Consider the following 26,527-nt stretch of genomic DNA (forward strand, 5'->3'; position numbering starts at 1 on the left):
GGAGTGAGCCGATCATGCAGTGTCCGAAGTGTCACGCGATGATGCATACCTACAACCGCAGCGGTGTCCAGATCGAGCAGTGCAGCGGCTGCCGGGGCATCTTCCTGGACTACGGCGAGCTGGAGGCCCTGACCCGTCTCGAGTCCCAGTACGGCCAGGTCCCGCCGCCGCCCGCGCCGCCGGCCTACCCGGCGCAGCACGCCGCGCCCGCGCCCGCCTGGGGCGCCCCGCACCACGGCCAGCACGGACACGGCCACCACCGCGGTTTCGGCCGGATGCTGTTCTCCTCCTGAGAACCCGCCGCGGGGCCCCGGAAGGGGAGGGGCCCGGCCACGGCATGCACGCCGATCACACGCGGAAGCCCCGGCCGTCGAGACGGCCGGGGCTTCCGGGGTGGTGCGCGATACTGGGATTGAACCAGTGACCTCTTCCGTGTCAGGGAAGCGCTCTCCCGCTGAGCTAATCGCGCGGGTCATGCCGCAGGCGGCACGGGTACTGCGTGGTACTGCGTGCGCGATACTGGGATTGAACCAGTGACCTCTTCCGTGTCAGGGAAGCGCTCTCCCGCTGAGCTAATCGCGCGGGGGATCCGTGGATCCGGGATCCGTGGATCCAGTGGACGATACTGGGATTGAACCAGTGACCTCTTCCGTGTCAGGGAAGCGCTCTCCCGCTGAGCTAATCGTCCTTGGAGGTGGAGACGGGATTTGAACCCGTGTAGACGGCTTTGCAGGCCGTTGCCTCGCCTCTCGGCCACTCCACCAGGAGTGATTTCGGGGGTTCGGGAAGATCCCCCACATCGAGCGGACGACGAGATTCGAACTCGCGACCCTCACCTTGGCAAGGTGATGCTCTACCAACTGAGCCACGTCCGCATGTCGCCGTGTTGCTCCGGGTTTTTTCCTTCGCTCCCCGGCGACGTGTTGAACTCTAGCGGATTCCCGGGCCAGCTCAAAAACGCGTTTCCGCAGCGTGCTGCCGGTCGATCACCTCAGGTCACCCGGCCGTCACCTCTCCGGCGCCTTCCGGCCACCGGTCATAGACTCACAGCCGTGCAAGACCTGCAGCCCATGGCCCGCTTCGGCGGGCTCGTCGCAACGGATCTCCGCGACGTCACCAGTGATGCCTCCGCCCTCGACTCCACCGGGTTCTGGGCGGTCTCGGCCGACTTCGAGGGGCGCCTGATCTGCGCCCGCTTCGGCGATATACGCCCCGATCCGGTCCCGGCTCCCGTGCCGGGCGCCTGGCACGGTCCCGCAGCGGACCGGTGGACCTCCTCGCTGGACCGCGAGGGCTACGTGGCCGGCGTCCGGCGGATCCGCGAGCACATCGCCGCGGGGGAGGTCTATCAGGCCAACCTCTGCCGGGTGATGTCCGCGCCGCTGCCGGATCCGGCAGCGGCCGATGTGGACGCCCTCACCGCACTGCTCGCGCGCGGCAACCCCGCGCCCTACGCAGGAACGATTCGGCTCCCTGCCCACGGCGTGGAGATCGCCACCGCCTCCCCGGAGCTCTTCCTCCGCCGCTCCGGCCGGCACGTCGAGTCCGGACCCATCAAGGGCACCGGCCGCACCGCCGACGACCTGCTGGAGAAGGACCACGCCGAGAACGTGATGATCGTGGACCTGGTCCGCAACGACCTCGGCCGCGTCTGCACCACCGGCTCCGTGACCGTGCCCGAGCTGTGCGCGATCGAGGAGCACCCCGGCCTGGTCCACCTGGTCTCCCTGGTCAGCGGGGAACTCGCCGAAGGGGCGGGCTGGCCCGAGCTGCTGGCCGCCACCTTCCCGCCCGGCTCGGTCACCGGTGCCCCCAAGTCCTCCGCCCTGCGGATCATCGAGGCCCTGGAGACGGCGCCGCGCGGCCCGTACTGCGGCGGCATCGGCTGGGTGGACGCCGACCGCGGCACGGCCGAGCTCGCCGTGGGCATCCGCACCTTCTGGATCGACCGCCAGGCCCCCGGTGGCCCCCGGCTCCGCTTCGGCACCGGCGCCGGCATCACCTGGGGCTCCGACCCCGAGCGGGAGTGGGCGGAGACCGAACTGAAGGCCGCCCGGCTGTTGGCTGTAGCGTCGGGTACGTACCAGGCGAGCGAAGGGACCGTACGGTGAGGATCTGGCTCGACGGTGAGCTGCGCGACGCGGACGGCGCACGGGTGTCCGTCTTCGACCACGGACTGACGGTGGGTGACGGGGTCTTCGAGACCCTCAAGGCGCAGCACGGCACCGCCTTCGCGCTCACCCGCCACCTGGAACGGCTGACCCGTTCGGCGCGCGGCCTGGGGCTGCCCGACCCGGACCACGACGAGGTCCGGCGCGCCTGCGCCGCCGTCCTCGAAGCCAACCCGGTGCCCCTGGGCCGGCTCCGCGTCACCTACACGGGCGGGCCGTCCCCGCTCGGCTCGGACCGCGGCCAGGCCGGGCCCACCCTGGTCGTCGCGCTCGCCGAGTCCCCCAGGCGCCCGGACACCACCTCGGTGATCACCGTCCCCTGGGTGCGGAACGAGCGCAGCGCGATCGCGGGCCTGAAGTCCACTTCGTACGCCGAGAACGTCGTCGCACTGGCCGAGGCACACCGGGCAGCGGCCTCCGAGGCGCTGTTCGCGAACACCCTCGGGCGGCTGTGCGAGGGCACCGGTTCGAACGTCTTCGTGGTCCTGGACGGCGAGCTGCACACCCCGCCGGTCTCCTCCGGCTGCCTGGACGGCATCACCCGCGCCCTGGTCGTGGAGTGGACCGGGGCCAAGGAGACCGACCTGCCCTTCGAGGCGCTGGACCAGGCCGAGGAGATCTTCCTGACCTCGACCCTGCGCGACGTGCAGGCGGTCCGCCGGATCGACGGTCGCGACCTGGCCGCGGCCCCGGGACCGGTCACCGCCAAGGCCGCGCGGATCTTCGAGGAGCGCTCCGGCGCCGACCTGGATCCGTAGGAAGGCGCCCTCCGCGAGACCGCGGGGCGGCGCCCCCCGGGGCCTCCCGGGCGGAGGAGATGGCCGAGAGAGGTCCTGTGAGGGCCGCGACGGGCCGTAAACGGGCTGACGCGCGGCCCCCGGGTGGGTAGAACAATCCTGATGACCACCACCCTGCGGCCGAGCGGGCCGCTCCAGGAGAGCAGCGGGGGCGCGCGGACGCGCCCGTACGAGGTCCGGGTCAACAGCCGGCGCGTCGGCGCGCTGCTGCTGGCCTCGGACACCCCCTTCGGTCCCAGCGTGGGCGAGATACGGGACCTGAGCATCGACGGGCCGGACCGGCGGCGCGGCCGCGGCACCGTCGCCGCACTCGCCGCCGAGGAGGTGCTGCGGTCCTGGGGCTGCCGGCGGGTACGGGTCGCGGTGCCGGCCGACTCGGTGGCCGGCCTGCGGATGGCGACGGCCCTCGGTTACACCGAGTACAGCCGCACCATGTCCAAGGACCTGCCGGCCGAGCCCCCCGCGCTGCCCGAGGGCGTGCGCGGCCGCCCGATGACGGAGGCCGAGTACGGGCCGTGGCTGGCCCGGGCGATCGTGGCGTACGCGGAGGACTGGAGCAGCCGGGGCATGCCCGAGGAAGCCGCCCGAGCCAAGTCGGAGGCCGACCACGCCGACTCCCTGCCGCAGGGTCTGGAGACCCCCGGCGCGGACCTGGTGGTGCTGGAGGCGGACGGCGGGCCGGTCGGCCACCTGTGGGTGGCGCGCCCGGGCGGCGCGGCGTACGTCTACGACGTGGAGGTCGCGGACGCGCACCGGGGCCGGGGGCACGGCCGCAGCCTGATGCTCCTGGCCGAACGCACCGCCCTGGCCACCGGCGCCCGCACCCTGGGCCTCCAGGTCTTCGAGGGCAACACCCCGGCCCGCCGGCTCTACGAGTCCCTCGGCTACCGGCCCACGGCCGTCAACTTCGCCAAGGACCTGATCTAGGTCCGATCCAGGTCGCGTCGTCAAGGTCCCGTCCGGCCGACGGGGCCCGGCGCGCCCGCGCGAGGACATCCTCGGCCGTACGGTTCCGACGGCGGAGGCGGACAGCCGCGGGGGAACCCGGACCGCCCGTTCCGCCCGTTCCGCCGGGGTCCGTCCCCTCCGCACCGCCTGCCCGGGGCCGACGGCGGACACCGCCACCGTGGGCGCGGGGCCGTACCCGGAAACCCCCGACCCGTCGAGTCCCGAATCGCTGGGCCCGGCCATCGGCGAGGGAGGACGACAACCCGGGTCCGGCAGTGGGCTGCCGAGCTGCCCGCGCGGCCAAGCGGGTCGGTGACCCGTTCGACGCGCGCCCCGGCCTCAGTTCCCGGCGAGCAGCCGGTCGGCGATCTCCTCGATGCGGGCGAGCAGACCGTCCTGGGACTTGCCGCCGTCCAGGCGCTCACCGCCGATCACGTACGTCGGGGTGCCCGTCACGCCGATGGCCTTGCCCTCGGCCTGGTCGGCGTCCACGGTCAGGATGTGCCGGCCGTCGATCAGCGCGATGTCGAACTCCTCTGCGTCGAGGGAGAGTTCACGGGCGACATCGATCAGGAACGCCTCGCCGCGGCTGCCCAGTTCCCCGGTCCGGGCCAGCACCGCCTCCGTGTACGCCCAGCCCCGGCCCTGCTCCGCGGCCTCCTCGGCGGCCTGCGCGGCAGCGAAGGCGTACTTGTGCTTCTCCAGCGGGAAGTGGCGCAGCACGATGTCCAGCCGGTCGCCGTAGCGGGCGCGCAGGGCGCGCACGTCGTCGAGCGCGCGGTGGCAGTCCGGGCACTGGAGTTCGCACCAGACTTCGAGCACGACGGGGCCGGGGGAGGCGGGGGACGTGGAGTGGGTCATGGGGACAGTCTCCCAGCCCGGGCCCGGCGACCCGGACCGGGACCTGCGGAGGATCCGGGACCCGGAGTTCTCCCGGAGATCGGGCCCGGGACCGCCCGGCGCGTGGCCCGGAGCACCGGGACCGGTGCAGGATGGATGACGGACGCATCACCCATGGCTGGAGGACCGCATGCTTGCCGAGACCATATGTTCCGCGGTGTCCGCGGCGGGCCTGGGCTTCGCCGCGCTGACCGCGTACCGCAAGCGCTTCCTCGCCGCGACCCGCATCGCCGCGTACTCGCTGATCCCGGTGGGTCTGGTGATGACCGGGGTGGTGGAGTGGCTGAGCAACATCGTCTTCCAGCCGTCGGTGTGGGTGGGCTTCGGCCTGCTCGGACTCGCCTGGCTGCTGCTGGTGACCACCCGGGCGGTGGAGCGCCGCAGCCTGGGCGCGGGCAAGGAGAAGTCCGCGGTCAAGGCGGGCCGGGGCAGGAAGAGCGAGGCCGGTCCGGAGGCCGTCGCGCCGGGCGCCTCGGCACCCTCGCTGGGCGCGGGGACCCGCCAGAAGCCCGCGGCGCCGCAGCGGACCGCCGCCCCCGAGGAGGACTTCTCCGACATCGAGGCGATCCTCAAGAAGCACGGGATCTAAGGGCTTGTCGGGCGGACCGGGGCCGGGGCGCCGCCGCTGAGTGATCGCAGGTGATCGGGAGCCTGACCCGGTTCGCAAGCATTCCGGTCACGAAGCGCGGCAAACGGCCAACCCCCGTACAGGTGCTGGCGTGTTGAGGGGGGTGGGGTGGTGACCTGCGCCATCATCGGCCCGAGATGCTCGACACAACACAGAGCGAGCCGCCGGGACGGACTTCCGTCTCCGCGGCCGCCGAGGAGCCGCGCGGATGTCTGTTCGCGCTCTCCCAGCCGCCGCTGATGATCTTCCTGGCCGTGATCGGCACCCTGCTGCTGCTCGCCGCCGTGCACGACCTGTTCCTGCTGTGACCGGGAGGCGGACCCGCCCGGTGCTGCGGTCTTCCCGGTCCTCCCGGTCTTCCCGGTCCGTCCGGCCGCCGGCCCTGGCGGGCGCTACTCGGCGGCTTCCTTGCGCCGGGCCCGGTACGCCGCCACGTGCAGCCGGTTCCCGCAGGTACGGCTGTCGCAGTAGCGGCGGGACCGGTTGCGGGAAAGGTCCACGAAGGCGCGGCGGCAGTCCGGCGCCTCGCAGCGGCGCAGCCGTTCCTGCTCGCCCGAGACCACGATGAAGGCCAGCGCCATGCCGCCGTCGGCGGCCAGGTGGTCCCCGACCGAGGCGCCCGGCGCGAAGTAGTGCACGTGCCAGTCGTAGCCGTCGTGGTTGGTCAGCTGCGGGGTGGTGCCGGCCGTGGCGACCAGCTCGTTGATCAGCCCCGAGGCGGCCCGCGCATGGGGCGCGGCGAACACCTGGGCGAACTTGCCGCGCACGGTGCGCACCCCGGCGAGGTCGCGGGCGCCGAGTTCGCCGACGTCGCTGATGGAGAACTCGTCCACGAAGGCGCGCAGTGCCCCGATGTCCGTCAGCCCGTCGGGCTCGTCGCCCTCGGGCGCGGTGTTCACGAGGGCGACGACCACGTCGAGCGCCCGGCGGGTGTCGTGAGGAATCTGCACGCCGTCGACTCTAGCGCTTCGTGCGGAAAGCGCACCGGCGCTGTTCCCGCGGACGGCTTCCGCGGGAACAGCGCCGGTGGTGCTGTGTGTGGCTGTCCGCTTCGACACCGTCGCCCCGAGTCGGACGGTGTCGAGCGGCGGTCGGGCTGGCTCTGCTGAGTGGAGAGCGATCAGCTTTCGGCCAGGATGTGGGAGAGCTCCTTGTCGAGGTCGAAGTGCCGGTGCTCGGTCCCGGGTGGAACCGCGGCGTCGGTCCGCTTGAGGAACGACTCGAGAGCTCGCGCGGGTGCTTCGAGCAGGGCTTCTCCCTCCGGTGAGCTCAGGGCGATGCAGACGACGCCCTGGCCGTGGCTGCGCGACGGCCAGACGCGGACGTCTCCGGTACCGGTGGGCCGGTGGAGGCCCTCCGCGAGGAGGTCGCGGGCGAAGACCCACTCGACCGTCTCCTCGGCGCCGGTGTGGAAGGTGGCGTGCACGGCGTAGGGGTCGGCCGTGTCATACCGCAGGCCCGCGGGAACAGGCAGTGAGGACTCGCTCGACACAACGAGGCGCAGGTGCAGCTCGCAGCTGACCGTGGTGTTCATAAGCGCCAGGGCCTTTCGCTCAGTGTGCGCTCGGGGATTCGCACGTCGGCGAAATCGACATGCCACCTACGGTGCCGTTGTAAACCCCTCTGACCGTTTTGCGGACCTTCGGGTCCCTCGGACGGCGGATCCAAAGGGTCATTCACGTGTGCTTCCGGCTCGGGTAGATTCGAGCTCATGAATACGGGGAGTGACGAAGACAAGACGACGGAGATGCCCGAAACGGAGCAGCCGCTCGGTTCGAGGGCGCCGGGCTTCATCAAGGCGCGCAAGAGCCTCCACGTCAGCTGGCAGGTCGGAGTCTTCATCGTCGGCCTGGCCGTCGTGGTGACCGGTGTCATCCTGCTGCCGCTGCCCGGCCCCGGCTGGGTGATCATCTTCGCCGGCATGGCGATCTGGGCGACCGAATTCGTGTGGGCCCAGCTGGTCCTGCGCTGGACCAAGCGCAAGGTCACCGAGGCGGCCAAGAAGGCGCTCGACCCCAAGGTCCGGCGCCGCAACATCATCCTGACCGCCATCGGCCTGGTCATCTGCGGAGCGCTGCTCGGGGTGTACGTCTACGAGTACGGGATGACCATGCCCTGGGACATCAACGGCGGGTGATCTCCGGCGGCCGTCCCTCCGCCGTCCGGCAGATGGTCAAAGGCACCGCTGACATGCGGTAATGTTTGCGGTGCGCCCGGGCGATTAGCTCAGTGGGAGAGCGCTTCGTTCACACCGAAGAGGTCACTGGTTCGAACCCAGTATCGCCCACCCGGACCAAGGCCCGGAGACTTCCCGAAGTCTCCGGGCCTTCGGCGTTCCCGGCCCTCGTCCCGAGGCCCGGGCGGGAGCGGGAGCAGGCCCCGTCGGGGCGTCGCCCGCGAGGTGGGCTCGCAGGGCTCGGCGGGCGACGGCCGCCCCGTGGTCCGCACCCGGATCACGCATCCTCGACCTCGGGGGCCCGTGGCCCCACGGAGGCGGAGCTCGTGCGGAGCCCACGGCCGGGCCACCCGGGCTCGGCCCGGGGAGGGGGCCCGGCCGTGGGCTCCGCACGCCGGCCACCCGGGCCGTCCGCGGGGCCGGCGGGCTCGCTCAGCGCAGCCGCCCCAGGGCCTCCCGGAGCCGCCGGGCGTCCCGCAGCCGCTTCTCGTACGTCGCCCCCACCGCGAGCAGCAGCAGGCCCGCCAGGGCCGGGGGCAGCCAGCGCGGCAGCGCGTCCACCACCTGGACCACGTACGGCGTCAGCTCGTGCAGGGCGTCGAGCGCCAGCACCGCACCGCCCAGCACCAGCGGCGCCTGCAGCCTGCGGTGCGCGCCCACCAGGGTCACGCCCAGCGCCCCCAGCCCCAGCAGCAGCGGCCGCAGCCAGTGCGGGTCCCCCCAGGCGGCGAACAGGCTCGGGAGGAGCGTCGCCGCCAGCCCCGGGCCGTACGCCGTCCAGGACGAGGCCTGCGGGTCGCGCCGGCGGCGCAGCAGCCCCACCGCCAGCGCCGGCAGCGTGACCGGCAGGGTGTACGCCTCCGGCACCGCCACGCCCGAGTCCGCCAGCCGCACCCAGGTCGCCGCCACGAACAGCGCCCCGGCCGCGTACCCGACCCGGCGGCGGTCCGCCCGTACCGCCGCGCCCGCGCACACCACCCCGGCCAGCGCCAGCAGCAGCGCCAGCCAGGCCGGGTCCCCGACCGCCAGGGCCACCGCGAGCAGGCCCGCGCCGGCCGCCGCCAGCTCCACCGGCACCCGCGGCACCGGACCCCCGGACCGTCCCGGCGGCCGGACCGCCACCGCCGCGGGCACCACCAGCACCAGCAGCCCCCAGCAGGCCACCGGCAGCTCCAGCAGGGCCCCCAGCGCCACCAGCAGCGCGGTCGCGTACCCGAGGGCCGCCACCGCCGAGCAGGCCCGCAGCCAGACCGGAGCGGGCCCGTACGCGGCGCCCGCCGCGCACACCGCACCCAGCACGGCGCACACCGCGAAGGTCGCGGTCCGCCCGTCCAGCGCGGCCACCGGAACGGTCACCGCACCCAGCGCCGCACACGCCGCGGCCGCCACCCCGGCCCCCCGGAACCCGGCCGGACCGGTCCACCGCAGCGCCGCGCCCAGCGCGGCCACGGTCACCGCGGTCCACACCGCGAGCACCGCGCCGGCCGGCAGCTCCGCCGCCACCGGGGTCGTGAACAGCCCGGCCCACCCCAGGACCACGGCCACCACACCCGGCTCCGGACGGTTCAGCACGCGCCCCAGCCACGCGGCCGCGGCCGCCGCCGGCAGCAGCACCGCCGCGACGGCCACCCCCGGCCACACCGGCGACACGGACGGTGCCGACGCCTCCCACACCTCGTCCAGCACCGCCAGTGGGGAGGCCAGCGCCACCAGCACGGCCGGCGCCGTCAGCGCCACCGTCAGCGCCGCGACCGTCGCCCCCGCCGCGGCCAGGCCCCGCCGGACCGGCACCGGCAGGCCGCCCGCCCGTACCGCCGTGAGCAGCGGCAGCGCCACCGCCAGGAACACCACCGGCAACCACTCCGAGTGCAGCGGGGGCCGCAGCACACCGCCGACCGCGCCCACCGCGGCGAACCCGCCCGCGACCGCGAGCCCGTACCCGGCGACCCGGCCCGTACCCGAGGAGCCCGAGGCGCCCGACTCACCCGAGGCTCCCGTCGCGGCCGCAGCCCGCCAGGCCGCGGCCAGGCAGCAGACCGCCAGCGCCGCGAGCAGCGCCCCCGGAGCCAGCGCGTCCGCGCCCGCCCGGGAAGCCGCCGACACACCCAGCCCGATCAGCAGCACACCGGCCCCGAGCACCGCACCCGACACACCCGCACACCACCTGACGACCGCACCCGCCCGCGCCCACAGCACGAGCGCCGCGTCCAGGGCAGCCGTCAGCAGCAGCGCCCAGGCCGTCCCGGTCGGGCCGGCCTCCGCGGCCAGGGCCGCCAGCGGCAGCGGCAGCTGCGCGGTGAACACCGCCGCCGGCAGCGGCGTCCGCAGCCCCGGCAGGACCAGCCCGTACGCCGCCCAGCCCGCCGCCAGCACCGCCGCGGCGCCGGCCGCGTACGCCGTGCCGTCCGTCCCGGACAGGCCGACCGCGTACACCGCGTACGCGTCGAGCACCGTCAGCAGGAGCGCCACCACGGCGACCGACTCGGCGGTGGACCGCAGGCCGCGGCGCAGCAGGGCCGCGGGCGTGGCCAGACCCGCCGCGGTCACCACCGCCAGCACCGCCGACCGGCCTCCGAGGCCCATCGAGCCCCAGCTCACCAGCGTGAACGCGAGGGCGGCCACCGCGAGGAGCACGGCGCCCAGCGTCAGCAGCAGGTTCTGCGCACCGGGTGCCGAGGCGTCCCGGCGCGGCCCCGGCTGTCCAGGAGGCGCCCAGGGCTGCCCGGGCACGGCCGGAGTCCGCGGCGCGGCGGCCTCGGAGGCCCGCAGCAGGTTCAGCAGCCAGGCGCGACGACCCAGCAACCAGGTGCGGCGGGCATCGATTTGGGCCAGTTCACGGTCGATGAGCGCCAGCTCCTCGGCCGGCGGCAGCGGTATGTCCATGCTCCGAAGTGTGGTGCCGGTCACGCGCCCTGGACATGGGTACGGATACTCAGATGCATGGACTGGAGTCACTACCGCTTCCGTAGTGTCTGGGACCTGCCGGCACCGCCCGAGCGCGTCTACGCCGTCCTGGAACGTCCGGCCGACTACCCGCTCTGGTGGCCCCAGGTCCGCCGGGTCGACGCCGCCCCCGGGGACGACCGGGCCGGCACCGCCGTCTTCCGGTCCTTCCTCCCGTACGAGCTGCACGTCACCGCCCGCGAACGGCGGGCGGAGCCGGACCGCGGGGTGCTGGAGGTCGCGCTCCACGGCGATCTCGAAGGCTGGGTGCGCTGGACGCTGCGGCCGCTCGGCACCGGAGGCACCCGGGCCCTCTACGAGCAGGAGGTGACCGTGCGGAAGCCGGCGCTGCGCCGGCTGGCGGTCCCCGGGCGGCCGCTCTTCCTGCTCAACCACGCCCTGATGATGCGGGCCGGACGGCGCGGTCTGGCCGCCCGGCTGGAAGCGGTTTGAACGAACCCCCGCCGGATGTGTATTGTTCAGTGCGTTCCCGGGCGATTAGCTCAGCGGGAGAGCACTTCGTTCACACCGAAGGGGTCACTGGTTCGATCCCAGTATCGCCCACCGGGAGAAGCCGGTCCGTCTCAGACGGACCGGCTTTTTCGTGTGTTCACGCCGCCGTGGACAGCTCCGGCCGGACCGGCCAGTGGGGATCCACCGCCTCCTCCGAACCGTTGCGCGCGAACCAGGCCTGCAGACCCCGCGCCTGTGCCGCGTGCCACACCGCCTGCAGCGTGTGCAGCTCCGCGGGGCTCAGCCGTTCCAGGCGCGCCGCGAAGCGGCGGCCCACCGCCCGGACCACCTCCAGCGAGGCCAGCGCGTCCGCCGCCGCGTCGTGCGCCTCCGCGAGCTCTATGCCGTAGTGCGCGCACAGGTCGGTCAGCGTCCGGCGGCCCTTGCGGTACCGGTCCAGGTGCTTGTCCAGCACCCGCGGATCCAGCACCGTCAGCGGCCGGTTGTCCAGGTACCGGGCCAGGGAGGAGGCCCGGTGCCGGCGCAACTCCCGGTCCAGCAGGGTCAGGTCGAACGGCGCGTTCATCACCACCACCGGGCGGCCCGCCACCTGCTGCTCCGCCAGACAGCGGGCTATCTCCTCCACCACGGGGGCCGGCCAGCGGCCGTTGCGCTGGAGGTGCTCGTCGGTCAGGCCGTGCACCTCCGTGGCGCCGGGCGGCACCGGGATCCCGGGATTGACCAGCCAGCGGGTCACCCGGGCCCGGCCGCCCGCACACTCCTGGACGACGACGGCGGCGGACACGATGCGGTCCTGCTCGACGTCCACACCGGTGGTCTCTGTGTCGAATGCGGCCAGCGGGCCCTCGTACCAGCGCGTCATGGCGAACTCCTCGTTCCCGAAGGGCAGGCGGGGCCTGCCCGCATCCGTGATACCCGGGAGGTTTGCCCCGTACGCCGTTTGCGGCGTGCCGGGTGCGGAGACAACACCCTTGGGGGGCCGTACACATGAACGGCCATCAGCATGCGTCGGTTTCCGCGCCGGTCGAACCGGCGGCTCCGGCCACGCCGTTCGAGCGGTCCACATCACATTCGCACCATCGAGCCGTCGAGTTCATCGAGTTCATCGAGTAGTCGAGCCATCGAGCCGTTCGAGCCTGGAGGGCGTGGGGGAGCCATGGCGCTCGCGCATCCCGAGCCGGGTGAGGTGCTGCGCGGCAGCCTCGCCACCACCGCCTGCATGGAGACCCTTCAGGTGGCGTACCTGCACGCCGTGGCGGCGGCGGCCGGGTGCTCGCTCTCCCAGCCGTTCCCCGACAACGGCATCGACTGGCACGTCAGTCACGGCGCGGCCGCGCACACGGTCGACGACGAGGTCACCATCAAGGTGCAGCTGAAGGCCACCTACCAGACGGCCGCCCGGCCGCCCGGACCGAGCTTTCCGTTCACCCTCGACAACGAACACCTGGTCAAGCTGGCCAGGACACCGGTCGCCGTCCACAAGATCCTCGTGGTGATGCTCGTTCCCCGGGACCGCGCGGACTGGCTGCGCGCCGGGCACGACCGGCTCGACCTGCGGCACTGCTGCTACTGGACCAACCTGGCCGGCACCCCGGTGACCGGCCGGCACCGCACCACCGTCCGGATCCCGACCGCGCGGATCTTCGACGACCGGGCGCTCTGCGAGATCATGACCCGGGTCGGGTCGGGAGGGACACCTTGATGCACTGGCACCCGCAGGACCCGGCACGGCACCCGGCGCGGCTCCCCGCCGCCTACCTGCCGCGGGGTACCGCGCCCGATCCGGTGTCCGGTCCCGCGCCGGACCCGGCGCGTGTCGACCCGGCGGTGCTCACCGCCCTGCTCCGCCGGCACGGCTGGCAGCGGCGCGGCGGCGCACCCGGCCGGTACGGGCGCTGGACCCCGCCCGACGGGCGCGGCGGCACCAGTGTCCTGGTCCCGGAGAGCCGCGCCTTCCCGGACTGCGCCGACCTGCTGGAGGAGACCGTGGCGGCACTCACCCGCAGCGGGCTGGCCTCCGCCCGGGAGGTGCTCTACGGGCTGACCGTGCCCAGTGACGAGGTCCGCTGGGCCCGCGAGGCCGGCGACGGGGACGAGGCGTCCTGGCCCGCCCAGGAACGACTCCGTTCGGCGGCCCGCCAGTTGCTGCTGGCCGGCGCCCTGGCGGACCGGGCCAGGGCCGGCTACTACGGGGCGCGCTGGCGCGGCCAGGCCGAACGGTCCCTGGACGAGGTGCTCGTCGGACCGGCGGCGGGCGGGCGCCGGCTGACGGCGTACGTGCCGGTGGACGGCGGTCGCGGCACCGTGATCCGGCTGCACCACGCGCTGCACGCGGCCCGGGAGGCGGTCGACTACCGGCGGGCCACCGGCGGCATGGAGGCCTTCGACGCGGCCGTCGCGGCGGGCGTCAGCCGGGAGCTCGCCGAAGCGCTGATCGCGCTGGTGCACGGGAGCGAGGGCGCCACGGTCGCGCTGGCCTGGGCGCCCGCCGCCGGTGTCCCGGCGGGCTGCGCGGCCCGGCCCGAGCCGGTGGACTTCTCCCCGGGGGACCTGCCCGCGCTGCGCGAGGCGGCCGCCCGCTACACCCGCGACGAGCCGGCCGTCCCCGTGCGGCTCGCGGGGGCGGTGGTCCGGATGCGGCGCTCCGCCCCGGGGGGCGGGGGCACGGTCCGGCTCCGGGTGCTGTCCGGCGCGGAGGTCCCGTACGTCCGGGCGGCGCTCGACGAGGCGGCGTACCGGGTGGCCGGCCACGCCCACCTGGCGGGCGTTCCGATCCGGCTCAGCGGCCGGCTGGAGCGGCGCGGCGGCTTCCGCCGGCTGACGGAGGTCTCCGACGTCACCCCGGTCCCGCTCGACGACATCGACCGCGACCGCCTCCGCAAGTCCCTGGAGGACGACGCCCTCACGGACCCCGGTCCCGACCTCGCCGACGACTGACGGGGCGGGCCGGCGGCGGCGCGGGCCGGGGCCTCAGGCGGCGGGGGCCGAGCGGAGGGCGGCCGCCAGGGCCGTGGGGGAGTCCGCCGAGGCGTAGACCACCTTGGCGTCGACGACGCCGGCCGGTCCCAGGTCGAGGCGGACGGGAGGGTCGAGGCGGACGGCGACCTCGAGGGAGCCGGTCAGCGAGCAGGCCACCGCGTCCGGCTCGCCCGGCACCGGACGCGGGCCGCGGCCCGGAACGGTCCGCACCACCGGCACGGCCGAGCGCACGGCCGCGCGCGGCAGGCTCACGTCCCCGAGGAAGCCGGTCCGCAGGACCACCCGGTCGGCGTGCACCTCGTGCGGGTGCCGGACCACCGCGGCCACCAGGCCCAGCCCGGTCAGCACCAGCAGCAGTTCGAAAGCGGCGTGCACCGGGCGCACCGCGGGCGGCAGCGTGGAGGACAGCGGGAACGCCACCACGGCCTCCGTGCCGGCCAGGACCAGCACCAGCTGGCGTATCCCCGCCGAGTGCCGCAGGACCGTCCCGGAGCCGGTGCGGCCCGGACCGGGCCGCCGGGCGGCGACCGCCAGCAGCGACCGCGCCCACACCCGGCCGACCCCTGTCCCCCGCGGCCTGCCCGTCACCGTTCCGGTCGTGTGCTCCGCCTCCGCCACCGGCTGCCCCCCCGTCGGTTCGTCTTCCTTCCTGAAAGGGTCCCGCCCGGCCGACGGCGACGGACAGTGACAGATGTCATCGGTCCTCGTGGGACGCGCACGGGGCGGGCGGGCGGAGGGAACGCCTCCGGGGCCGCTCCCGCCGTGATCGCGCCCCACCGGTAACCGTTTAGCGGAGGCCCCGTCCCGCTCGGTACGATTCGGGTTGCGCGCAGTGTCCGCTGCCGCATCCCCCTTCAGGCAGGAGAGACCGGTGTCAGACGTCCGTGTGATCATCCAACGCGATTCCGAGCGGGAAGAGCGCGTGGTGACCACGGGCACCACTGCGGCCGACCTCTTCCCCGGTGAGCGCACCGTCATCGCCGCCCGCGTGGCCGGCGAGCTCAAGGACCTGTCGTACGAGGTCCAGGACGGCGAGACCGTCGAGCCGGTGGAGATCTCCTCCCCGGACGGCCTCGACATCCTCCGCCACTCCACCGCGCACGTCATGGCCCAGGCCGTGCAGGAGCTCTTCCCCGAGGCCAAGCTGGGCATCGGCCCGCCGGTCCGGGACGGCTTCTACTACGACTTCGACGTCGCCAAGCCCTTCACCCCCGATGACCTCAAGGCCATCGAGAAGAAGATGCAGGAGATCCAGAAGCGCGGCCAGCGCTTCGCGCGCCGCGTGGTCACCGACGAGGCCGCCCGCGAGGAGCTCGCGGAGGAGCCCTACAAGCTGGAGCTCATCGGCATCAAGGGTTCGGCCTCCACCGACGACGGTGCGAACGTCGAGGTCGGTGCCGGCGAGCTGACCATCTACGACAACCTGGACGCCAAGACCGGCGAGCTGTGCTGGAAGGACCTCTGCCGCGGTCCCCACCTGCCCACCACCCGGAACATCCCGGCGTTCAAGCTGATGCGCAACGCGGCCGCCTACTGGCGCGGCAGCGAGAAGAACCCGATGCTCCAGCGCATCTACGGCACCGCCTGGCCGTCGAAGGAGGAGCTGAAGGCCCACCTCGACTTCCTCGCCGAGGCCGAGAAGCGCGACCACCGCAAGCTCGGCAACGAGCTCGACCTCTTCTCCATCCCGGACGAGATCGGTTCCGGCCTCGCCGTCTTCCACCCCAAGGGCGGCATCATCCGCCGCACCATGGAGGACTACTCGCGCCGCCGGCACGAGGAGGAGGGCTACGAGTTCGTCTACTCCCCGCACGCCACCAAGGGCGCCCTCTTCGAGAAGAGCGGCCACCTGGACTGGTACGCGGAGGGCATGTACCCCCCCATGCAGCTCGACGGTGGTACCGACTACTACCTCAAGCCGATGAACTGCCCGATGCACAACCTGATCTTCGACGCGCGCGGGCGCTCCTACCGTGAGCTGCCGCTGCGCCTGTTCGAGTTCGGCACCGTGTACCGGTACGAGAAGTCCGGCGTGGTCCACGGCCTGACCCGGGCCCGCGGCTTCACCCAGGACGACGCGCACATCTACTGCACCCGTGAGCAGATGGCCGAGGAGCTCGACCGCACCCTCACCTTCGTGCTGAACCTGCTGCGCGACTACGGTCTGACCGACTTCTACCTGGAGCTGTCCACCAAGGACCCGGAGAAGTTCGTCGGCTCGGACGAGGTCTGGGAGGAGGCCACCGCGGTCCTCCAGCAGGTCGCCGAGAAGCAGGGCCTGCCGCTGACCCCCGACCCGGGCGGCGCCGCGTTCTACGGCCCCAAGATCTCCGTGCAGGCGCGCGACGCCATCGGCCGCACCTGGCAGATGTCGACCGTGCAGCTCGACTTCAACCTGCCGGAGCGCTTCGACCTGGAGTACACCGGCCCGGACGGTTCGCGCCAGCGCCCGGTCATGATCCACCGCGCGCTGTTCGGCTCCATCGAGCGCTTCTTCGCGGTGCTGCTGGAGCACTACGCCGGCGCCATGCCGCCGTGGCTGGCCCCGGTCCAGGCCGTCGGCATCCCGATCGGTGACGCGCACGTGGAGTACCTGCAGGAGTTCGCCGCCGAGGCGAAGAAGAAGGGCCTGCGGGTCGAGGTGGACGCCTCCTCCGACCGGATGCAGAAGAAGATCCGCAACCAGCAGAAGCAGAAGGTCCCGTTCATGATCATCGTCGGTGACGAGGACATGGCCGCGGGCACCGTCTCCTTCCGTTACCGCGACGGCTCCCAGGAGAACGGGATCGCGAAGGACGAGGCCCTCGCCAAGCTGGTGAAGGTCGTCGAGGATCGCGTCCAGGTCTGACGCGCGGCCGCACTCTCATGGCGGGGCCCCCGGGATCACTCCCCGGGGGCCCCGCCCTTCTCGTCCTCACGCGTGAACACCTGGACCAGCCAGGACGAGAACGAGCCGGTGATGGCTCCCAGCAGGGCCAGGCCGCAGGCCATCAGCCCGACCGCCACGGTGCGGCCCCACGGGGTCACCGGGGTGACGTCCCCGTAGCCGACCGTGGTGAGCGTCTCGGCCACCCACCACACCGAGTCCCCGAAGGTCAGGATGGTCGCGCCGGGCGCGTCGTGCTCGCACTGGTAGACGGCGAGCGCCCCAGCGAATCCCAGCAGCACCGCCGACATGCCGGCGTACGTGATCACCCGCGCGTGCAGGCTCAGGCGCGGCTCGTTGTGCCTCCGCTGCATGGCGTTGTACAGCTTCACCATCCGCAGCGGACGCAGCAGTGGCAGCACGAGCACCACACAGTCCAGCAGGTGCGTCCGGATGAACCGCAGCGGACCCAGACCACTGAGCACCAGGCGCACCACGAAATCCACCACGAAACACAGCCAGGTGCCCCAGATCGCCATGAAGCCGATGTCGGGCCAGAGGCCCTTGCCGGAGACCAGTACGTGCACCGCGTAGCCGGCCAGGAACACCAGGGAAGCGACCAGCAGCGGGAGCTCGGTCCGGTCCTCCCAGCGGCGCAGGCGCGGGTTCACTTCGTCCTTCATCGGGCCAGGATCGCTGCCACCGGGACGATCTTCGCCCCGGCGACACGCCGCCCGGGGACAAGGTCATATGCTGCTTGCCATGACGACTGAGCCGGAGCAGCAGAACGGCGTGGGTACCCAGGACGCCTTCCAGCGCCTGTGGACCCCGCACCGGATGGCGTACATCCAGGGCGAGAACAAGCCCACCGGCCCCGACGCCGGGGACGGCTGTCCCTTCTGCGGGATCCCGGAGATGTCGGACGAGGACGGGCTGGTCGTCGCCCGCGGCCGGCACGTCTACGCCGTGCTGAACCTGTACCCGTACAACGGCGGGCACCTGATGGTCGTCCCTTACCGGCACGTCGCCGACTACACCGATCTCGACTCCCCGGAGACCGCGGAACTGGCCGATCTGACGAAGCGCGCGATGGTCGCGCTGCGGAAGGCGTCGGGGGCGCACGGGTTCAACATCGGCATGAACCAGGGCGCGGCCGCCGGCGCCGGCATCGCCGCCCACCTGCACCAGCACATCGTGCCGCGCTGGGGCGGGGACACGAACTTCATGCCGGTCGTCGGCCACACCAAGATCCTGCCGCAACTCCTCGCGGACACCCGCCAGATGCTGGCGGACGCCTGGCCGACGGGCTGAGGCCACGGGCGTGCGGCGCCGGCGCCCGTACGCCGCGCCCGACCGGCTGCGCCCGACCGGCTCCGCGCGTCCCGGCGCAGCCGCCGGAACGCTGCCAGGCCCCGCCTCCCCGGTCAGGGGAGGCGGGGCCTGGCGCACGCGTCGACCGGCTCCGACCGCGACTCGTCGCCGCTCAGGCGTCGTAGACGTCCGCCTTGCGCGGGGCCGGTTCCTGGACGATGCCGCTGACGATCATGGAGCGGTTGGTGAAGCGCTCGGTGTCGCAGCCGTTCTCCTCCAGCACGCGCATCGCGGCCGCGTGCACCACGCGGAGGACCGGCGTCGCCGCGCGCATCGCGTCGTCCGCCATGAAGCGGTGCCGCCACATCGAGCCCGCCCAGACGTGGCGGGCGCCGAAGGGCTCCGGCAGGACCAGCTTGCCGCCCAGCCATTCCAGGATCGGCGGGTACCAGGTCAGCGGAGCCCGGACCATCAGGCGGACCACCTCGGAGGTGTCGCAGACGGGCAGCTCCCGCTCCACCGTCTCCCAGAAGCGGATGCTCTTGGGCACCTCGATCTTGTGGGCCTCGGACTTCGTGGTGAACAGCCCGTGCACCGGGCCCAGCGCGTGGCCGGTGACCTCGATCCGGAGCGTCTCGTGGAGCACGGTCACCGTGACCATCATGGTGATGACCAGCTGGCCGTCCCAGAGCGGCCACTGGATGCCCAGGTAGTGGCGGTTTCCGGCGCCGAACTGCTGCTCGTTGCAGACCCGGATGATCTCGTGCGGCTTGACCTGGAAGGTGTCGACCACGTCCCCGGACGGCCGGGTCACCTCCGCGGCGCCCTCGCCGACCGGGGTGACGATCCAGTGCTTGACGTCGGGGGTGGGGAAGCCGCCGGTGTGCAGCGGACCGCGGTGGATCTGGGTGAGCTGGTCGTGGATGGCGCGGACCACGTCCCAGCTGCGGAACGGGTGGATCTCCGCGTTCCCGGCCTTCGGGACCAGCTCCTCGGCCAGCTGCCAGCTGCCCCAGCGCGTGCCCATGCCGAGGATGCCCTTGGGGCCGGCGTAGAACACGGAATTGCTGCGGTCCTCCGCGGTGAGCTTGGCGAGCTGGTGTCGGAGCTCCTCGGCGGACTTCTCCCCGGGGTTGCCCGGGACCGCCTCGGGGATCTTCGCGGCGATGCCGCCGCCGGACAGCAGCCCGTCCCAGCGGGACCGCAGGTCCAGGGCGGTGCTCGTGCAGATCCGGCGGGCCAGGAACCAGCCCAGGGCCGGAGCGATGATCATGCCGCGCAGGTAGTAGCCCCAGAAACCGGTGTAGGGCAGCCGGAACATCGCCACCAGGGCCACCAGCGCCACCCCGACCAGCACGGCCGTGCCCATCCAGGAGGCCTTGCCCGCCTTCCCGGCCAGCAGCTTGCGGACCTGGAACAGGCCCAGCCACAGCAGCATCCCGGGCAGGAACACCACTCCGCACAGGAAGGTGATCCAGCGCAGCTTGCGGTCCCGCTCCCGCCGGATGCGGGAGGCCGAGAGACAGTGCTCGACCACGGTCTGCGGATCGGCGCCGAAGGACTGGATCAGCGGCTTGCGGGCGGCCCCCAGCATCCGGGCCTCCACGGCCCGGCTGAAGGCCTCGCCGAGATTCGGCTTGAAAACGCTGGCCCACGGCTTGGCCGGCTTGATCGTCGACTTGTGGTACTCGTTGTCGGCCTTGAGTATCTTGTCCAGCCCGGCGTCCCAGCCGTCCCGGTAGGCGGCGGAGGCGAGGGCGTTGGTCGCGGCGGTCTGCCCGCCCGCCCCCGACAGCGGGACCTGCGCCCCCGGCCTGAAATCGAAACCGTCGTCCGCCACCGCTGCCGCCCCCATCGTTTCGTGCTGTTCTGGTGCTTCCCCGGCCCCCGACTCATGGGACAGGGAAATGCCGCCCACCGCAAGCGCGTTGGGTGGGCGGCCGGTCACACGCTATGACAACTAACTTCCCCCCTCCGCTTGTTCGCGAATCTTGTCCGCCAGCTGGGGCGGCATCGGCTCGTGCCGGGCGTAGCTCCGGCTGAACCTGCCCGTGCCGTGCGAGACGGAACGCAGGTCAAGGGCGTACCGGTCGATCTCGATCTCCGGGATCTCGGCCCGCACCAGGGTCCGGCCGGGACCCGCGGGCTCGCTGCCGACCACCCGGCCGCGGCGTCCGGCCAGGTCGCTCATCACCGGCCCCACGTACTCGTCGGGGATCATCACCGTCAGCTCGGCCACCGGTTCGAGGAGATGGATCCGGGCCTCGGCGGCGGCCTCCCGCAGGGCCAGCGCCCCGGCGGTCTGGAAGGCGGCGTCGGAGGAGTCCACCGAGTGCGCCTTGCCGTCGACCAGCGTGATCCGTACGTCGACCAGCGGATAGCCGGCCGCGACGCCCTTGGCCGCCTGGGACCGTACGCCCTTCTCCACGGAGGGGATGAACTGGCGCGGCACCGCACCGCCGACCACCTTGTCGACGAACTCGAGGCCGCTGCCCGGCGGGAGCGGCTCCACCTCGATCTCGCAGATGGCGTACTGGCCGTGCCCGCCGGACTGTTTGACGTGCCGTCCGCGCCCGGTCGCCCGGTCGCCGAAGGTCTCGCGCAGGCTGACCTTGTGCGGCACGGAGTCGACCTGGACGCCGTACCGGGTGCGCAGGCGCTCCAGGGCCACGTCCTGGTGGGCCTCGCCCAGGGACCACAGCACCACCTGGTGGGTGTGCGGGTTCTGCTCCAGCCGCATGGTCGGGTCCTCGGCCACCAGCCGGGCCAGGCCCTGGGAGAGCTTGTCCTCGTCGGCCTTGGAGTGGGCCTCGATGGCCAGCGGGAGCAGCGGCTCCGGCATCGTCCAGGGCTCCATCAGCAGCGGATCGTCCTTGGCGGACAGCGTGTCGCCGGTCTCGGCCCGGGTGAGCTTGGCCACACAGGCCAGATCGCCGGCGATGGCGCGGGTCAGGGTGCGCTGCTGCTTCCCGAAGGGCGAGGACAGCGCGCCGATCTTCTCGTCCACATCGTGGTCCTCGTGGCCGCGGTCCGTCAGGCCGTGCCCCGAGACGTGGACGGTCTGGTCCGGGCGGATCGAGCCGGAGAAGATCCGGACCAGCGAGATCCGGCCCACGTAGGGGTCGGAGGAGGTCTTCACGACCTCGGCGAGGAGCGGTCCGTCGGGATCACAGGCCAGCTCGGGCCGGGTCCGGCCGTCGGGGGTGGTGACCGCGACGGGCGAGCGCTCCAGCGGGGTGGGGAAGCCGCCGGTGATCAGTTCGAGGAGTTCGACGGTGCCCAGGCCCTGGCGGGCGCCCTCGGCGGCCGGGGCCGCCATCAGCACCGGGTGGAAGGTGCCGCGGGCCACGGCCCGCTCCAGGTCGTCGATGAGCGTCTTGACGTCGATGTCCTCACCGCCGAGGTACCGGTCCATCAGGGACTCGTCCTCGCTCTCGGCGATGACCCCCTCGATGAGCCGGGCCCGGGCCTCGGTGATGAGCGCGAGCTCTGCAGGGTCCGGATCGCGTTCGACCCGGCTGCCGGAGGTGTAGTCGTAGACCCGCTGGGACAGCAGGCCGAGCAGGCCGGCCACGGGGGCGTGGCCGTCGGGGCCCGGGGGACCGTACAGGGGGAGGTAGAGCGGGATGACGGCATCCGGGTCGTCCCCGCCGAAGATCTCGCCGCAGACGGCGGTCATCTGTGCGTAATCGGCGCGGGATGCCTCCAAATGGGTGACGACGATGGCCCGGGGCATGCCGACGGCCGCGCACTCCTCCCAGACCATCCGGGTCGCGCCGTCCACCCCGTCGGCGGCCGAGACGACGAAAAGGGCCGCGTCCGCTGCCCGCAGACCGGCCCTGAGTTCCCCGACGAAGTCGGCGTATCCCGGAGTGTCCAGGATGTTGATCTTGATCCCGCCCCATTCGACCGGAACGAGGGAGAGCTGCACCGAGCGCTGCTGCCGGTGCTCGATCTCGTCGTGGTCGGAGACGGTCGCGCCGTCCTCGACCCGCCCGGCCCGGTTGACCGCACCCGCGGTCAGGGCCAGGGCTTCGACCAGCGTGGTCTTCCCGGAGCCACTGTGGCCGACCAGCACCACGTTCCGTACCGAGGCGGGCCGGTCGGCCGCCAGTGCCCTGCCGGCGGCTCCGGGCTGCTGCTGTCCGCGCTGCGCGTGCTGCGCCTCGCGGGTGTGTGATTTGTCGCCCATGTTGCTCGCGCCTCCCGGTGCGACGGTGAGGAGGATGGAGTCCTTGAAGCTTTGCACTGGCGTCACCCTCCGTCCATACGTGAGTGACACAACGGTGGGTGCGCGACCATGGCCCCCCGGGGCGCTGGCTACGATGGGCCAGCCGGTGGCCGTGGTGGCCGTGCGGCCCAGCTACCCCCCTGGGAAGGCCATGCTGAACAAGTACGCGCGTGCGTTCTTCACGCGTGTTCTCACGCCGTTCGCCGCGTTTCTGCTCCGGCGGGGGGTGAGCCCGGACGCCGTCACACTGATCGGCACGGCCGGAGTGGTGGCGGGCGCGCTGATCTTCTTCCCGCGCGGCGAGTTCTTCTGGGGCACGATCACCATCACCGCCTTCGTGTTCTCCGACCTCGTCGACGGGAACATGGCCCGTCAGGCCGGGGTCTCCAGCCGGTGGGGCGCGTTCCTGGACTCCACGCTCGACCGGGTCGCGGACGCGGCCATCTTCGGCGGTCTGGCCCTCTGGTACGCGGGCGGCGGGAACGACGAGCTGCTGTGCGCGGTCGCGATCTTCTGCCTGGCCAGCGGCCAGGTGGTGTCCTACACCAAGGCGCGGGGCGAGTCGATCGGACTGCCGGTGGCCGTCAACGGCCTGATCGAGCGGGCCGAGCGGCTGGTGATCACCCTGGTCGCGGCCGGCCTGTCCGGGCTGCAGACCTTCGGGGTGCCCTCGTGGATCGGCGTGCTGCTGCCCGTCGCCCTCTGGGTGGTGGCCGTGGGCTCGCTGATCACCCTGATCCAGCGGATGGTCACCGTACGGCGGGAGTCCGCCGAGGCGGACGCCGCAGCCGCGGTCGAGGGCGCCGAGGCGGACTCCGCCGCCGCGGTCGAACCCGCTGAGGGCGATCGCGCCGAAGCCGACGGGTCCGGTACCGCCTGATGGGTGACGTACGGGACCGGCTCACCGACGGGCTGTACGGGCTCGGCTGGGCCGGGGTGAAGAAGCTGCCCGAGCCCGCGGCCGTGGCCCTGGGCCGGCGGATCGCGGACTTCGTGTGGAAGCGGCGCGGGCCGAGCGTGCTGCGCCTGGAGTCGAACCTGGCCCGGGTGGTGCCCCAGGCCGGGCCGGAGCGGCTGCGCGAGCTGTCCCGGGCCGGCATGCGCTCGTACATGCGCTACTGGATGGAATCCTTCCGCCTGCCCACCGTGCCCAAGGAGCGGTTCGGCCGGGACGTGGTGATGGAGGACGAGCACATCCTGCGCGACGCCCTGGCCTCCGGCCGCGGTGTGGTCGTCGCCCTGCCCCACCTGGCCAACTGGGACCTGGCCGGCGCCTGGGTGACCGCCCACGTCGGAATCCCCTTCACCACGGTCGCCGAACGCCTCAAGCCGGAATCCCTCTTCGACCGCTTCGTCGCCTACCGGGAGAGCCTGGGCATGGAGGTGCTGCCGCACACGGGCGGCGCGGCCTTCGGGGTCCTCGCCCGGCGGCTGCGCGCGGGCGGACTGGTCTGCCTGGTCGCCGACCGCGACCTGTCCTCCTCCGGCGTCGAGGTCGGCTTCTTCGGCAGCCGCACCCGGATGCCCGCCGGGCCGGCGCTGCTGGCCCAGCAGACCGGGGCGGTCCTGCTGCCGGCCACCCTCTGGTACGGGGAGACGCCCCGGATGTACGGCCGGATCCACCCGCCCGTGGAGGTCCCGGAGACCGGGACCCGGGAGGAGAAGACCGCGGTGATGACCCAGGCGCTCGCGGACGCCTTCGCCTCCGGCATCGCCGAGCACCCCGAGGACTGGCACATGCTGCAACGTCTCTGGCTCGACGACCTGAAGGACAGGGACGCCGCAGGGCGTGAGGGCGACGCGGAGAGGCGGCCGGCGTGAGGATCGGCATCGTCTGCCCCTACTCCTGGGACGTGCCGGGCGGGGTCCAGTTCCACATCCGCGACCTCGCCGAACACCTGATCCGGCTCGGCCACGAGGTGTCCGTCCTGGCCCCGGCCGACGACGACACCCCGCTGCCGCCGTACGTGGTCTCCGCGGGCCGGGCCGTCCCCGTCCCGTACAACGGCTCGGTGGCCCGCCTGAACTTCGGCTTCCTGTCCGCGGCCCGGGTCCGCCGCTGGCTGCACGACGGTACCTTCGACGTCATCCACATCCACGAGCCCACCTCGCCCTCGCTGGGCCTGCTGACCTGCTGGGCGGCACAGGGACCGATCGTGGCCACGTTCCACACCTCCAACCCGCGCTCGCGGGCGATGATCGCCGCGTACCCGATCCTCCAGCCCGCACTGGAGAAGATCAGCGCCCGGATCGCCGTCAGCGAGTACGCCCGGCGCACGCTGGTCGAGCACCTCGGCGGCGACGCGGTCGTCATCCCGAACGGCGTGGACGTCGACTTCTTCGCCTCGGCCACCCCGAAGGCGGAGTGGCAGGGCAACACCCTGGGCTTCATCGGCCGCATCGACGAACCGCGCAAGGGCCTGCCCGTGCTCATGGCGGCCTTCCCGGCCATCGTGGCGGCCTGCCCGGACGTACGGCTGCTGGTGGCGGGGCGCGGCGACGAGGAGGAGGCCGTGGCCTCCCTGCCCGCCGAACTCCGGGCCAAGGTGGAGTTCCTGGGCATGGTCTCGGACGAGGACAAGGCGCGGCTGCTGCGCAGCGTCGACGTGTACGTCGCCCCCAACACGGGTGGCGAGAGCTTCGGGATCATCCTGGTCGAGGCCCTGTCGGCGGGCGCGCCGGTGCTGGCCTCGGACCTGGACGCGTTCGCGCAGGTGCTGGACCAGGGGGCCGCGGGCGAACTCTTCGCGAACGAGGACGCGGCCGCCCTGGCGGCCTCGGCCGTCGCCCTGCTCCGCGACCCGGCCCGCCGAGCGGCCCTGGCCTCCCACGGCTCGGCCCACGTCCGCCGCTTCGACTGGTCCACGGTCGGCGCGGACATCCTCGCGGTCTACGAAACGGTCACCCTGGGCGCGGCCTCGGTCGCCACGGACGAACGCGTCCCACTGCGGATCCGGCTGGGGCTGGGGCGGGAGGGCTGAGGGGGGCTACGGGCCCCGCTCGCGGCCGCTCCACCCCCTGAGCTCCGCCGGGCCGCGACGGGGGTTGCCCACCCGCCCCCGGCACCGGGCCATCGAGCCGAACGACGCAGTCGGTCGGCGTCGGGCTGTGCCGGTGCTTCGCCTGGGCGGCGTCTGGGGGTGCCCGGGGGCTGCCCGTCAGTCCCAGTGTCATTACGTGCCGGCCGCCGGCGTCAAGGGCGCTCCCGTTGGTCGCGTCGGCAAGCCGATGGCCCTTCGGGCCACCCTTGACACCGACGACCGTCACGCAACGACAAGGACTGTCGGGCCGCCCCCGGAGGATGGCATGGGAGGAGCCTTCGGACCCTGACGCTCTGGCGTTGACGGGCACGAGCAGCGGCTCCCGCCCGGCCAGCCGCCCTCCGGGCGGACGCGGCGGTGAAGTGGATCAGATCTACGTAATTTAGGCCGGTCCAGGCGCACCAAATCGCTACGCGCTTCTCTTTCTCGGCGGATACGGCCCGCCGGTGGCCGAACATAGACCGCCAACGATCGCTACGCGCTCCGGTCGGACCGCGGGTGCGGCTGGCGGGGCGCTGGGCAGAAGCGCACACGATCGCTACGCGCTCCGGACAGACGGCGGGTGCGGCTGGCGGGGGCGCTGGGCAGAAGCGCCCACGATCGCTACGCGCTCCGGTCGGACGGCGGGCGTCAGCCGTCATGGGCCGGGCTGCCTGAGACCGAATCGCCTGGGCTCGTACGTGGTCCGGGCGAGCGGGCTGCCCGTAGCGGGCCAAGACGCCCACCGGACCGCCCCGTCTGCCGGATCGGGCGGCTCACTGCCGCCTGTCGGACCGAAACCGCACCCAGACCGTGCCGAAAAAGCCCGAGAAACTGCCCCTCCCGCCCCGACACCCCTCAACGGCAACCCATTTGCCCCATTTAGGCACCATGCAGGTGGCTGTCGAGGCCATTGGATCGCGATCTCGGATCCTGGCTTCCATCAGGCCGGTCTCCACGACCGTCAGGGGACTTTCGACGGCCCACCGGCCGTCATCCGAGCCTGCGTGCACCAAGCGACTGCCTGTCTCTTCGGTGAGGTGCGGGAATGGACCAGGGGCCGGCCCGTCATTGAGATGACGG

Annotated in this window: 24 protein-coding genes and 7 tRNA genes; 17 read left to right on the forward strand and 14 right to left on the reverse strand. The window is 73.0% G+C overall.

Annotated features, from left to right (window positions below; all coding sequences use genetic code 11):
- The first annotated feature begins 14 nt into the window (after positions 1 to 14).
- A complete protein-coding gene (locus tag AC067U_RS25795) occupies positions 15 to 293 on the forward strand; it encodes a TFIIB-type zinc ribbon-containing protein (protein ID WP_478832129.1) in 279 nt (92 codons plus the stop codon).
- Positions 294 to 394: 101 nt separating this feature from the next.
- Here the strand turns inward: AC067U_RS25795 and AC067U_RS25800 are convergent.
- From AC067U_RS25800 to AC067U_RS25820, 5 genes are all read right to left on the reverse strand, one after another.
- A tRNA-Val gene (locus tag AC067U_RS25800) sits at positions 395 to 469 on the reverse strand.
- Positions 470 to 510: 41 nt separating this feature from the next.
- Positions 511 to 582 (reverse strand) — tRNA-Val (locus tag AC067U_RS25805).
- A gap of 34 nt (positions 583 to 616) precedes the next feature.
- A tRNA-Val gene (locus tag AC067U_RS25810) sits at positions 617 to 688 on the reverse strand.
- A gap of 1 nt (position 689) precedes the next feature.
- Positions 690 to 763: transfer RNA gene (locus tag AC067U_RS25815), tRNA-Cys, on the reverse strand.
- A 39-nt stretch (positions 764 to 802) separates the two neighbouring features.
- Positions 803 to 875 (reverse strand) — tRNA-Gly (locus AC067U_RS25820).
- Positions 876 to 1,052: 177 nt separating this feature from the next.
- Here AC067U_RS25820 and AC067U_RS25825 point away from each other — a divergent pair.
- The 3 genes from AC067U_RS25825 to AC067U_RS25835 all read left to right on the forward strand — a co-directional run bounded on the left by AC067U_RS25825 (position 1,053) and on the right by AC067U_RS25835 (position 3,895).
- Positions 1,053 to 2,111, forward strand: coding sequence for a chorismate-binding protein (locus tag AC067U_RS25825; protein ID WP_478832130.1), 1,059 nt, complete (start codon positions 1,053 to 1,055; stop codon positions 2,109 to 2,111).
- Positions 2,108 to 2,929: an aminotransferase class IV gene (locus AC067U_RS25830; protein ID WP_478832131.1), complete on the forward strand. Its 822-nt coding sequence runs from the start codon at positions 2,108 to 2,110 to the stop codon at positions 2,927 to 2,929. Before AC067U_RS25825 ends, AC067U_RS25830 begins: the two co-directional genes overlap by 4 nt.
- 141 nt (positions 2,930 to 3,070) lie before the next feature.
- A complete protein-coding gene (locus AC067U_RS25835) occupies positions 3,071 to 3,895 on the forward strand; it encodes a GNAT family N-acetyltransferase (RefSeq protein ID WP_478832132.1) in 825 nt (274 codons plus the stop codon).
- Positions 3,896 to 4,255: 360 nt separating this feature from the next.
- Here AC067U_RS25835 and AC067U_RS25840 read toward each other — a convergent pair whose 3' ends face one another.
- Positions 4,256 to 4,777 (reverse strand): DsbA family protein, encoded by a 522-nt coding sequence (locus AC067U_RS25840; RefSeq protein WP_478832133.1) that lies wholly within the window; start codon positions 4,775 to 4,777, stop codon positions 4,256 to 4,258.
- 169 nt (positions 4,778 to 4,946) lie between these two features.
- Between AC067U_RS25840 and AC067U_RS25845 the strand changes: the two genes are divergently transcribed.
- Together AC067U_RS25845 and AC067U_RS25850 are read left to right on the forward strand one after the other, a co-directional pair.
- Complete coding sequence (locus AC067U_RS25845; RefSeq protein ID WP_478832134.1) at positions 4,947 to 5,405, forward strand: hypothetical protein; 459 nt, start codon at positions 4,947 to 4,949, stop codon at positions 5,403 to 5,405.
- A 176-nt stretch (positions 5,406 to 5,581) separates the two neighbouring features.
- Positions 5,582 to 5,752, forward strand: a complete 171-nt coding sequence (locus AC067U_RS25850) for a hypothetical protein (RefSeq protein WP_478832135.1) — start codon at positions 5,582 to 5,584, stop codon at positions 5,750 to 5,752.
- Between the two features lie 84 nt (positions 5,753 to 5,836).
- Here AC067U_RS25850 and AC067U_RS25855 read toward each other — a convergent pair whose 3' ends face one another.
- Both AC067U_RS25855 and AC067U_RS25860 read right to left on the reverse strand, forming a co-directional pair.
- Positions 5,837 to 6,394: a CGNR zinc finger domain-containing protein gene (locus AC067U_RS25855; RefSeq protein WP_478832136.1), complete on the reverse strand. Its 558-nt coding sequence runs from the start codon at positions 6,392 to 6,394 to the stop codon at positions 5,837 to 5,839.
- Positions 6,395 to 6,564: 170 nt separating this feature from the next.
- Positions 6,565 to 6,978, reverse strand: a complete 414-nt coding sequence (locus AC067U_RS25860) for an SsgA family sporulation/cell division regulator (protein WP_030011909.1) — start codon at positions 6,976 to 6,978, stop codon at positions 6,565 to 6,567.
- 177 nt (positions 6,979 to 7,155) lie between these two features.
- Between AC067U_RS25860 and AC067U_RS25865 the strand changes: the two genes are divergently transcribed.
- Both AC067U_RS25865 and AC067U_RS25870 read left to right on the forward strand, forming a co-directional pair.
- Positions 7,156 to 7,581 (forward strand): TIGR02611 family protein, encoded by a 426-nt coding sequence (locus tag AC067U_RS25865; protein WP_478832137.1) that lies wholly within the window; start codon positions 7,156 to 7,158, stop codon positions 7,579 to 7,581.
- Positions 7,582 to 7,659: 78 nt separating this feature from the next.
- Positions 7,660 to 7,731 (forward strand) — tRNA-Val (locus AC067U_RS25870).
- A 321-nt stretch (positions 7,732 to 8,052) separates the two neighbouring features.
- Here the strand turns inward: AC067U_RS25870 and AC067U_RS25875 are convergent.
- The gene (locus AC067U_RS25875) at positions 8,053 to 10,503 is read right to left on the reverse strand and encodes an SCO7613 C-terminal domain-containing membrane protein (protein ID WP_478832138.1); all 2,451 of its coding nucleotides are present in this window, start codon (positions 10,501 to 10,503) and stop codon (positions 8,053 to 8,055) included.
- 57 nt (positions 10,504 to 10,560) lie between these two features.
- Here AC067U_RS25875 and AC067U_RS25880 point away from each other — a divergent pair, with 57 nt between their 5' ends.
- Together AC067U_RS25880 and AC067U_RS25885 are read left to right on the forward strand one after the other, a co-directional pair.
- Positions 10,561 to 11,016, forward strand: coding sequence for an SRPBCC family protein (locus tag AC067U_RS25880; RefSeq protein WP_478832139.1), 456 nt, complete (start codon positions 10,561 to 10,563; stop codon positions 11,014 to 11,016).
- Positions 11,017 to 11,055: 39 nt separating this feature from the next.
- Positions 11,056 to 11,127, forward strand: a tRNA-Val gene (locus AC067U_RS25885).
- Positions 11,128 to 11,173: 46 nt separating this feature from the next.
- Here AC067U_RS25885 and AC067U_RS25890 read toward each other — a convergent pair.
- Positions 11,174 to 11,899 (reverse strand): exonuclease domain-containing protein, encoded by a 726-nt coding sequence (locus AC067U_RS25890; protein WP_478832140.1) that lies wholly within the window; start codon positions 11,897 to 11,899, stop codon positions 11,174 to 11,176.
- A gap of 294 nt (positions 11,900 to 12,193) precedes the next feature.
- On the opposite strand from AC067U_RS25890, the gene AC067U_RS25895 reads away from it, so the two are divergent.
- Complete coding sequence (locus AC067U_RS25895; RefSeq protein ID WP_478832141.1) at positions 12,194 to 12,739, forward strand: DUF4365 domain-containing protein; 546 nt, start codon at positions 12,194 to 12,196, stop codon at positions 12,737 to 12,739.
- Positions 12,739 to 13,974, forward strand: coding sequence for a hypothetical protein (locus AC067U_RS25900; protein WP_478832142.1), 1,236 nt, complete (start codon positions 12,739 to 12,741; stop codon positions 13,972 to 13,974). The genes AC067U_RS25895 and AC067U_RS25900 overlap by 1 nt, the downstream gene beginning before the upstream one ends.
- 33 nt (positions 13,975 to 14,007) lie before the next feature.
- On the opposite strand, the gene AC067U_RS25905 is transcribed toward AC067U_RS25900, so the two are convergent.
- On the reverse strand, positions 14,008 to 14,604 hold the full coding sequence (locus tag AC067U_RS25905; protein WP_478832143.1) for a hypothetical protein: 597 nt from the start codon (positions 14,602 to 14,604) through the stop codon (positions 14,008 to 14,010).
- A 283-nt stretch (positions 14,605 to 14,887) separates the two neighbouring features.
- On the opposite strand from AC067U_RS25905, the gene thrS reads away from it, so the two are divergent.
- Complete coding sequence (gene thrS, locus AC067U_RS25910; protein WP_478832144.1) at positions 14,888 to 16,864, forward strand: threonine--tRNA ligase; 1,977 nt, start codon at positions 14,888 to 14,890, stop codon at positions 16,862 to 16,864.
- 35 nt (positions 16,865 to 16,899) lie between these two features.
- On the opposite strand, the gene AC067U_RS25915 is transcribed toward thrS, so the two are convergent.
- Entirely contained in the window at positions 16,900 to 17,565 is a 666-nt protein-coding gene (locus tag AC067U_RS25915) for a potassium channel family protein (RefSeq protein WP_478832145.1), read from the reverse strand.
- A gap of 67 nt (positions 17,566 to 17,632) precedes the next feature.
- On the opposite strand from AC067U_RS25915, the gene AC067U_RS25920 reads away from it, so the two are divergent.
- The gene (locus AC067U_RS25920) at positions 17,633 to 18,193 is read left to right on the forward strand and encodes an HIT family protein (protein WP_478832146.1); all 561 of its coding nucleotides are present in this window, start codon (positions 17,633 to 17,635) and stop codon (positions 18,191 to 18,193) included.
- A 172-nt stretch (positions 18,194 to 18,365) separates the two neighbouring features.
- Here AC067U_RS25920 and AC067U_RS25925 read toward each other — a convergent pair whose 3' ends face one another.
- Both AC067U_RS25925 and AC067U_RS25930 read right to left on the reverse strand, forming a co-directional pair.
- Complete coding sequence (locus AC067U_RS25925; RefSeq protein WP_478832147.1) at positions 18,366 to 20,048, reverse strand: hypothetical protein; 1,683 nt, start codon at positions 20,046 to 20,048, stop codon at positions 18,366 to 18,368.
- A 105-nt stretch (positions 20,049 to 20,153) separates the two neighbouring features.
- Positions 20,154 to 22,385 (reverse strand): elongation factor G-like protein EF-G2, encoded by a 2,232-nt coding sequence (locus AC067U_RS25930; RefSeq protein ID WP_478832170.1) that lies wholly within the window; start codon positions 22,383 to 22,385, stop codon positions 20,154 to 20,156.
- A 190-nt stretch (positions 22,386 to 22,575) separates the two neighbouring features.
- Here AC067U_RS25930 and pgsA point away from each other — a divergent pair, with 190 nt between their 5' ends.
- The 3 genes from pgsA to AC067U_RS25945 are packed head-to-tail and all read left to right on the forward strand — an operon-like array spanning position 22,576 to position 25,405.
- Positions 22,576 to 23,304, forward strand: a complete 729-nt coding sequence (gene pgsA / locus AC067U_RS25935) for a phosphatidylinositol phosphate synthase (RefSeq protein WP_478832148.1) — start codon at positions 22,576 to 22,578, stop codon at positions 23,302 to 23,304.
- Entirely contained in the window at positions 23,304 to 24,245 is a 942-nt protein-coding gene (locus tag AC067U_RS25940) for a phosphatidylinositol mannoside acyltransferase (protein ID WP_478832149.1), read from the forward strand. Before pgsA ends, AC067U_RS25940 begins: the two co-directional genes overlap by 1 nt.
- Positions 24,242 to 25,405 carry a glycosyltransferase family 4 protein gene (locus AC067U_RS25945; protein WP_478832150.1) on the forward strand — a complete coding sequence of 388 codons (1,164 nt, stop codon included), beginning with the start codon at positions 24,242 to 24,244 and terminating at the stop codon, positions 25,403 to 25,405. The genes AC067U_RS25940 and AC067U_RS25945 overlap by 4 nt, the downstream gene beginning before the upstream one ends.
- Positions 25,406 to 26,527: the final 1,122 nt, after the last annotated feature.

The sequence above is a fragment of the Streptomyces sp. NPDC043853 genome (genome assembly GCF_056436025.1).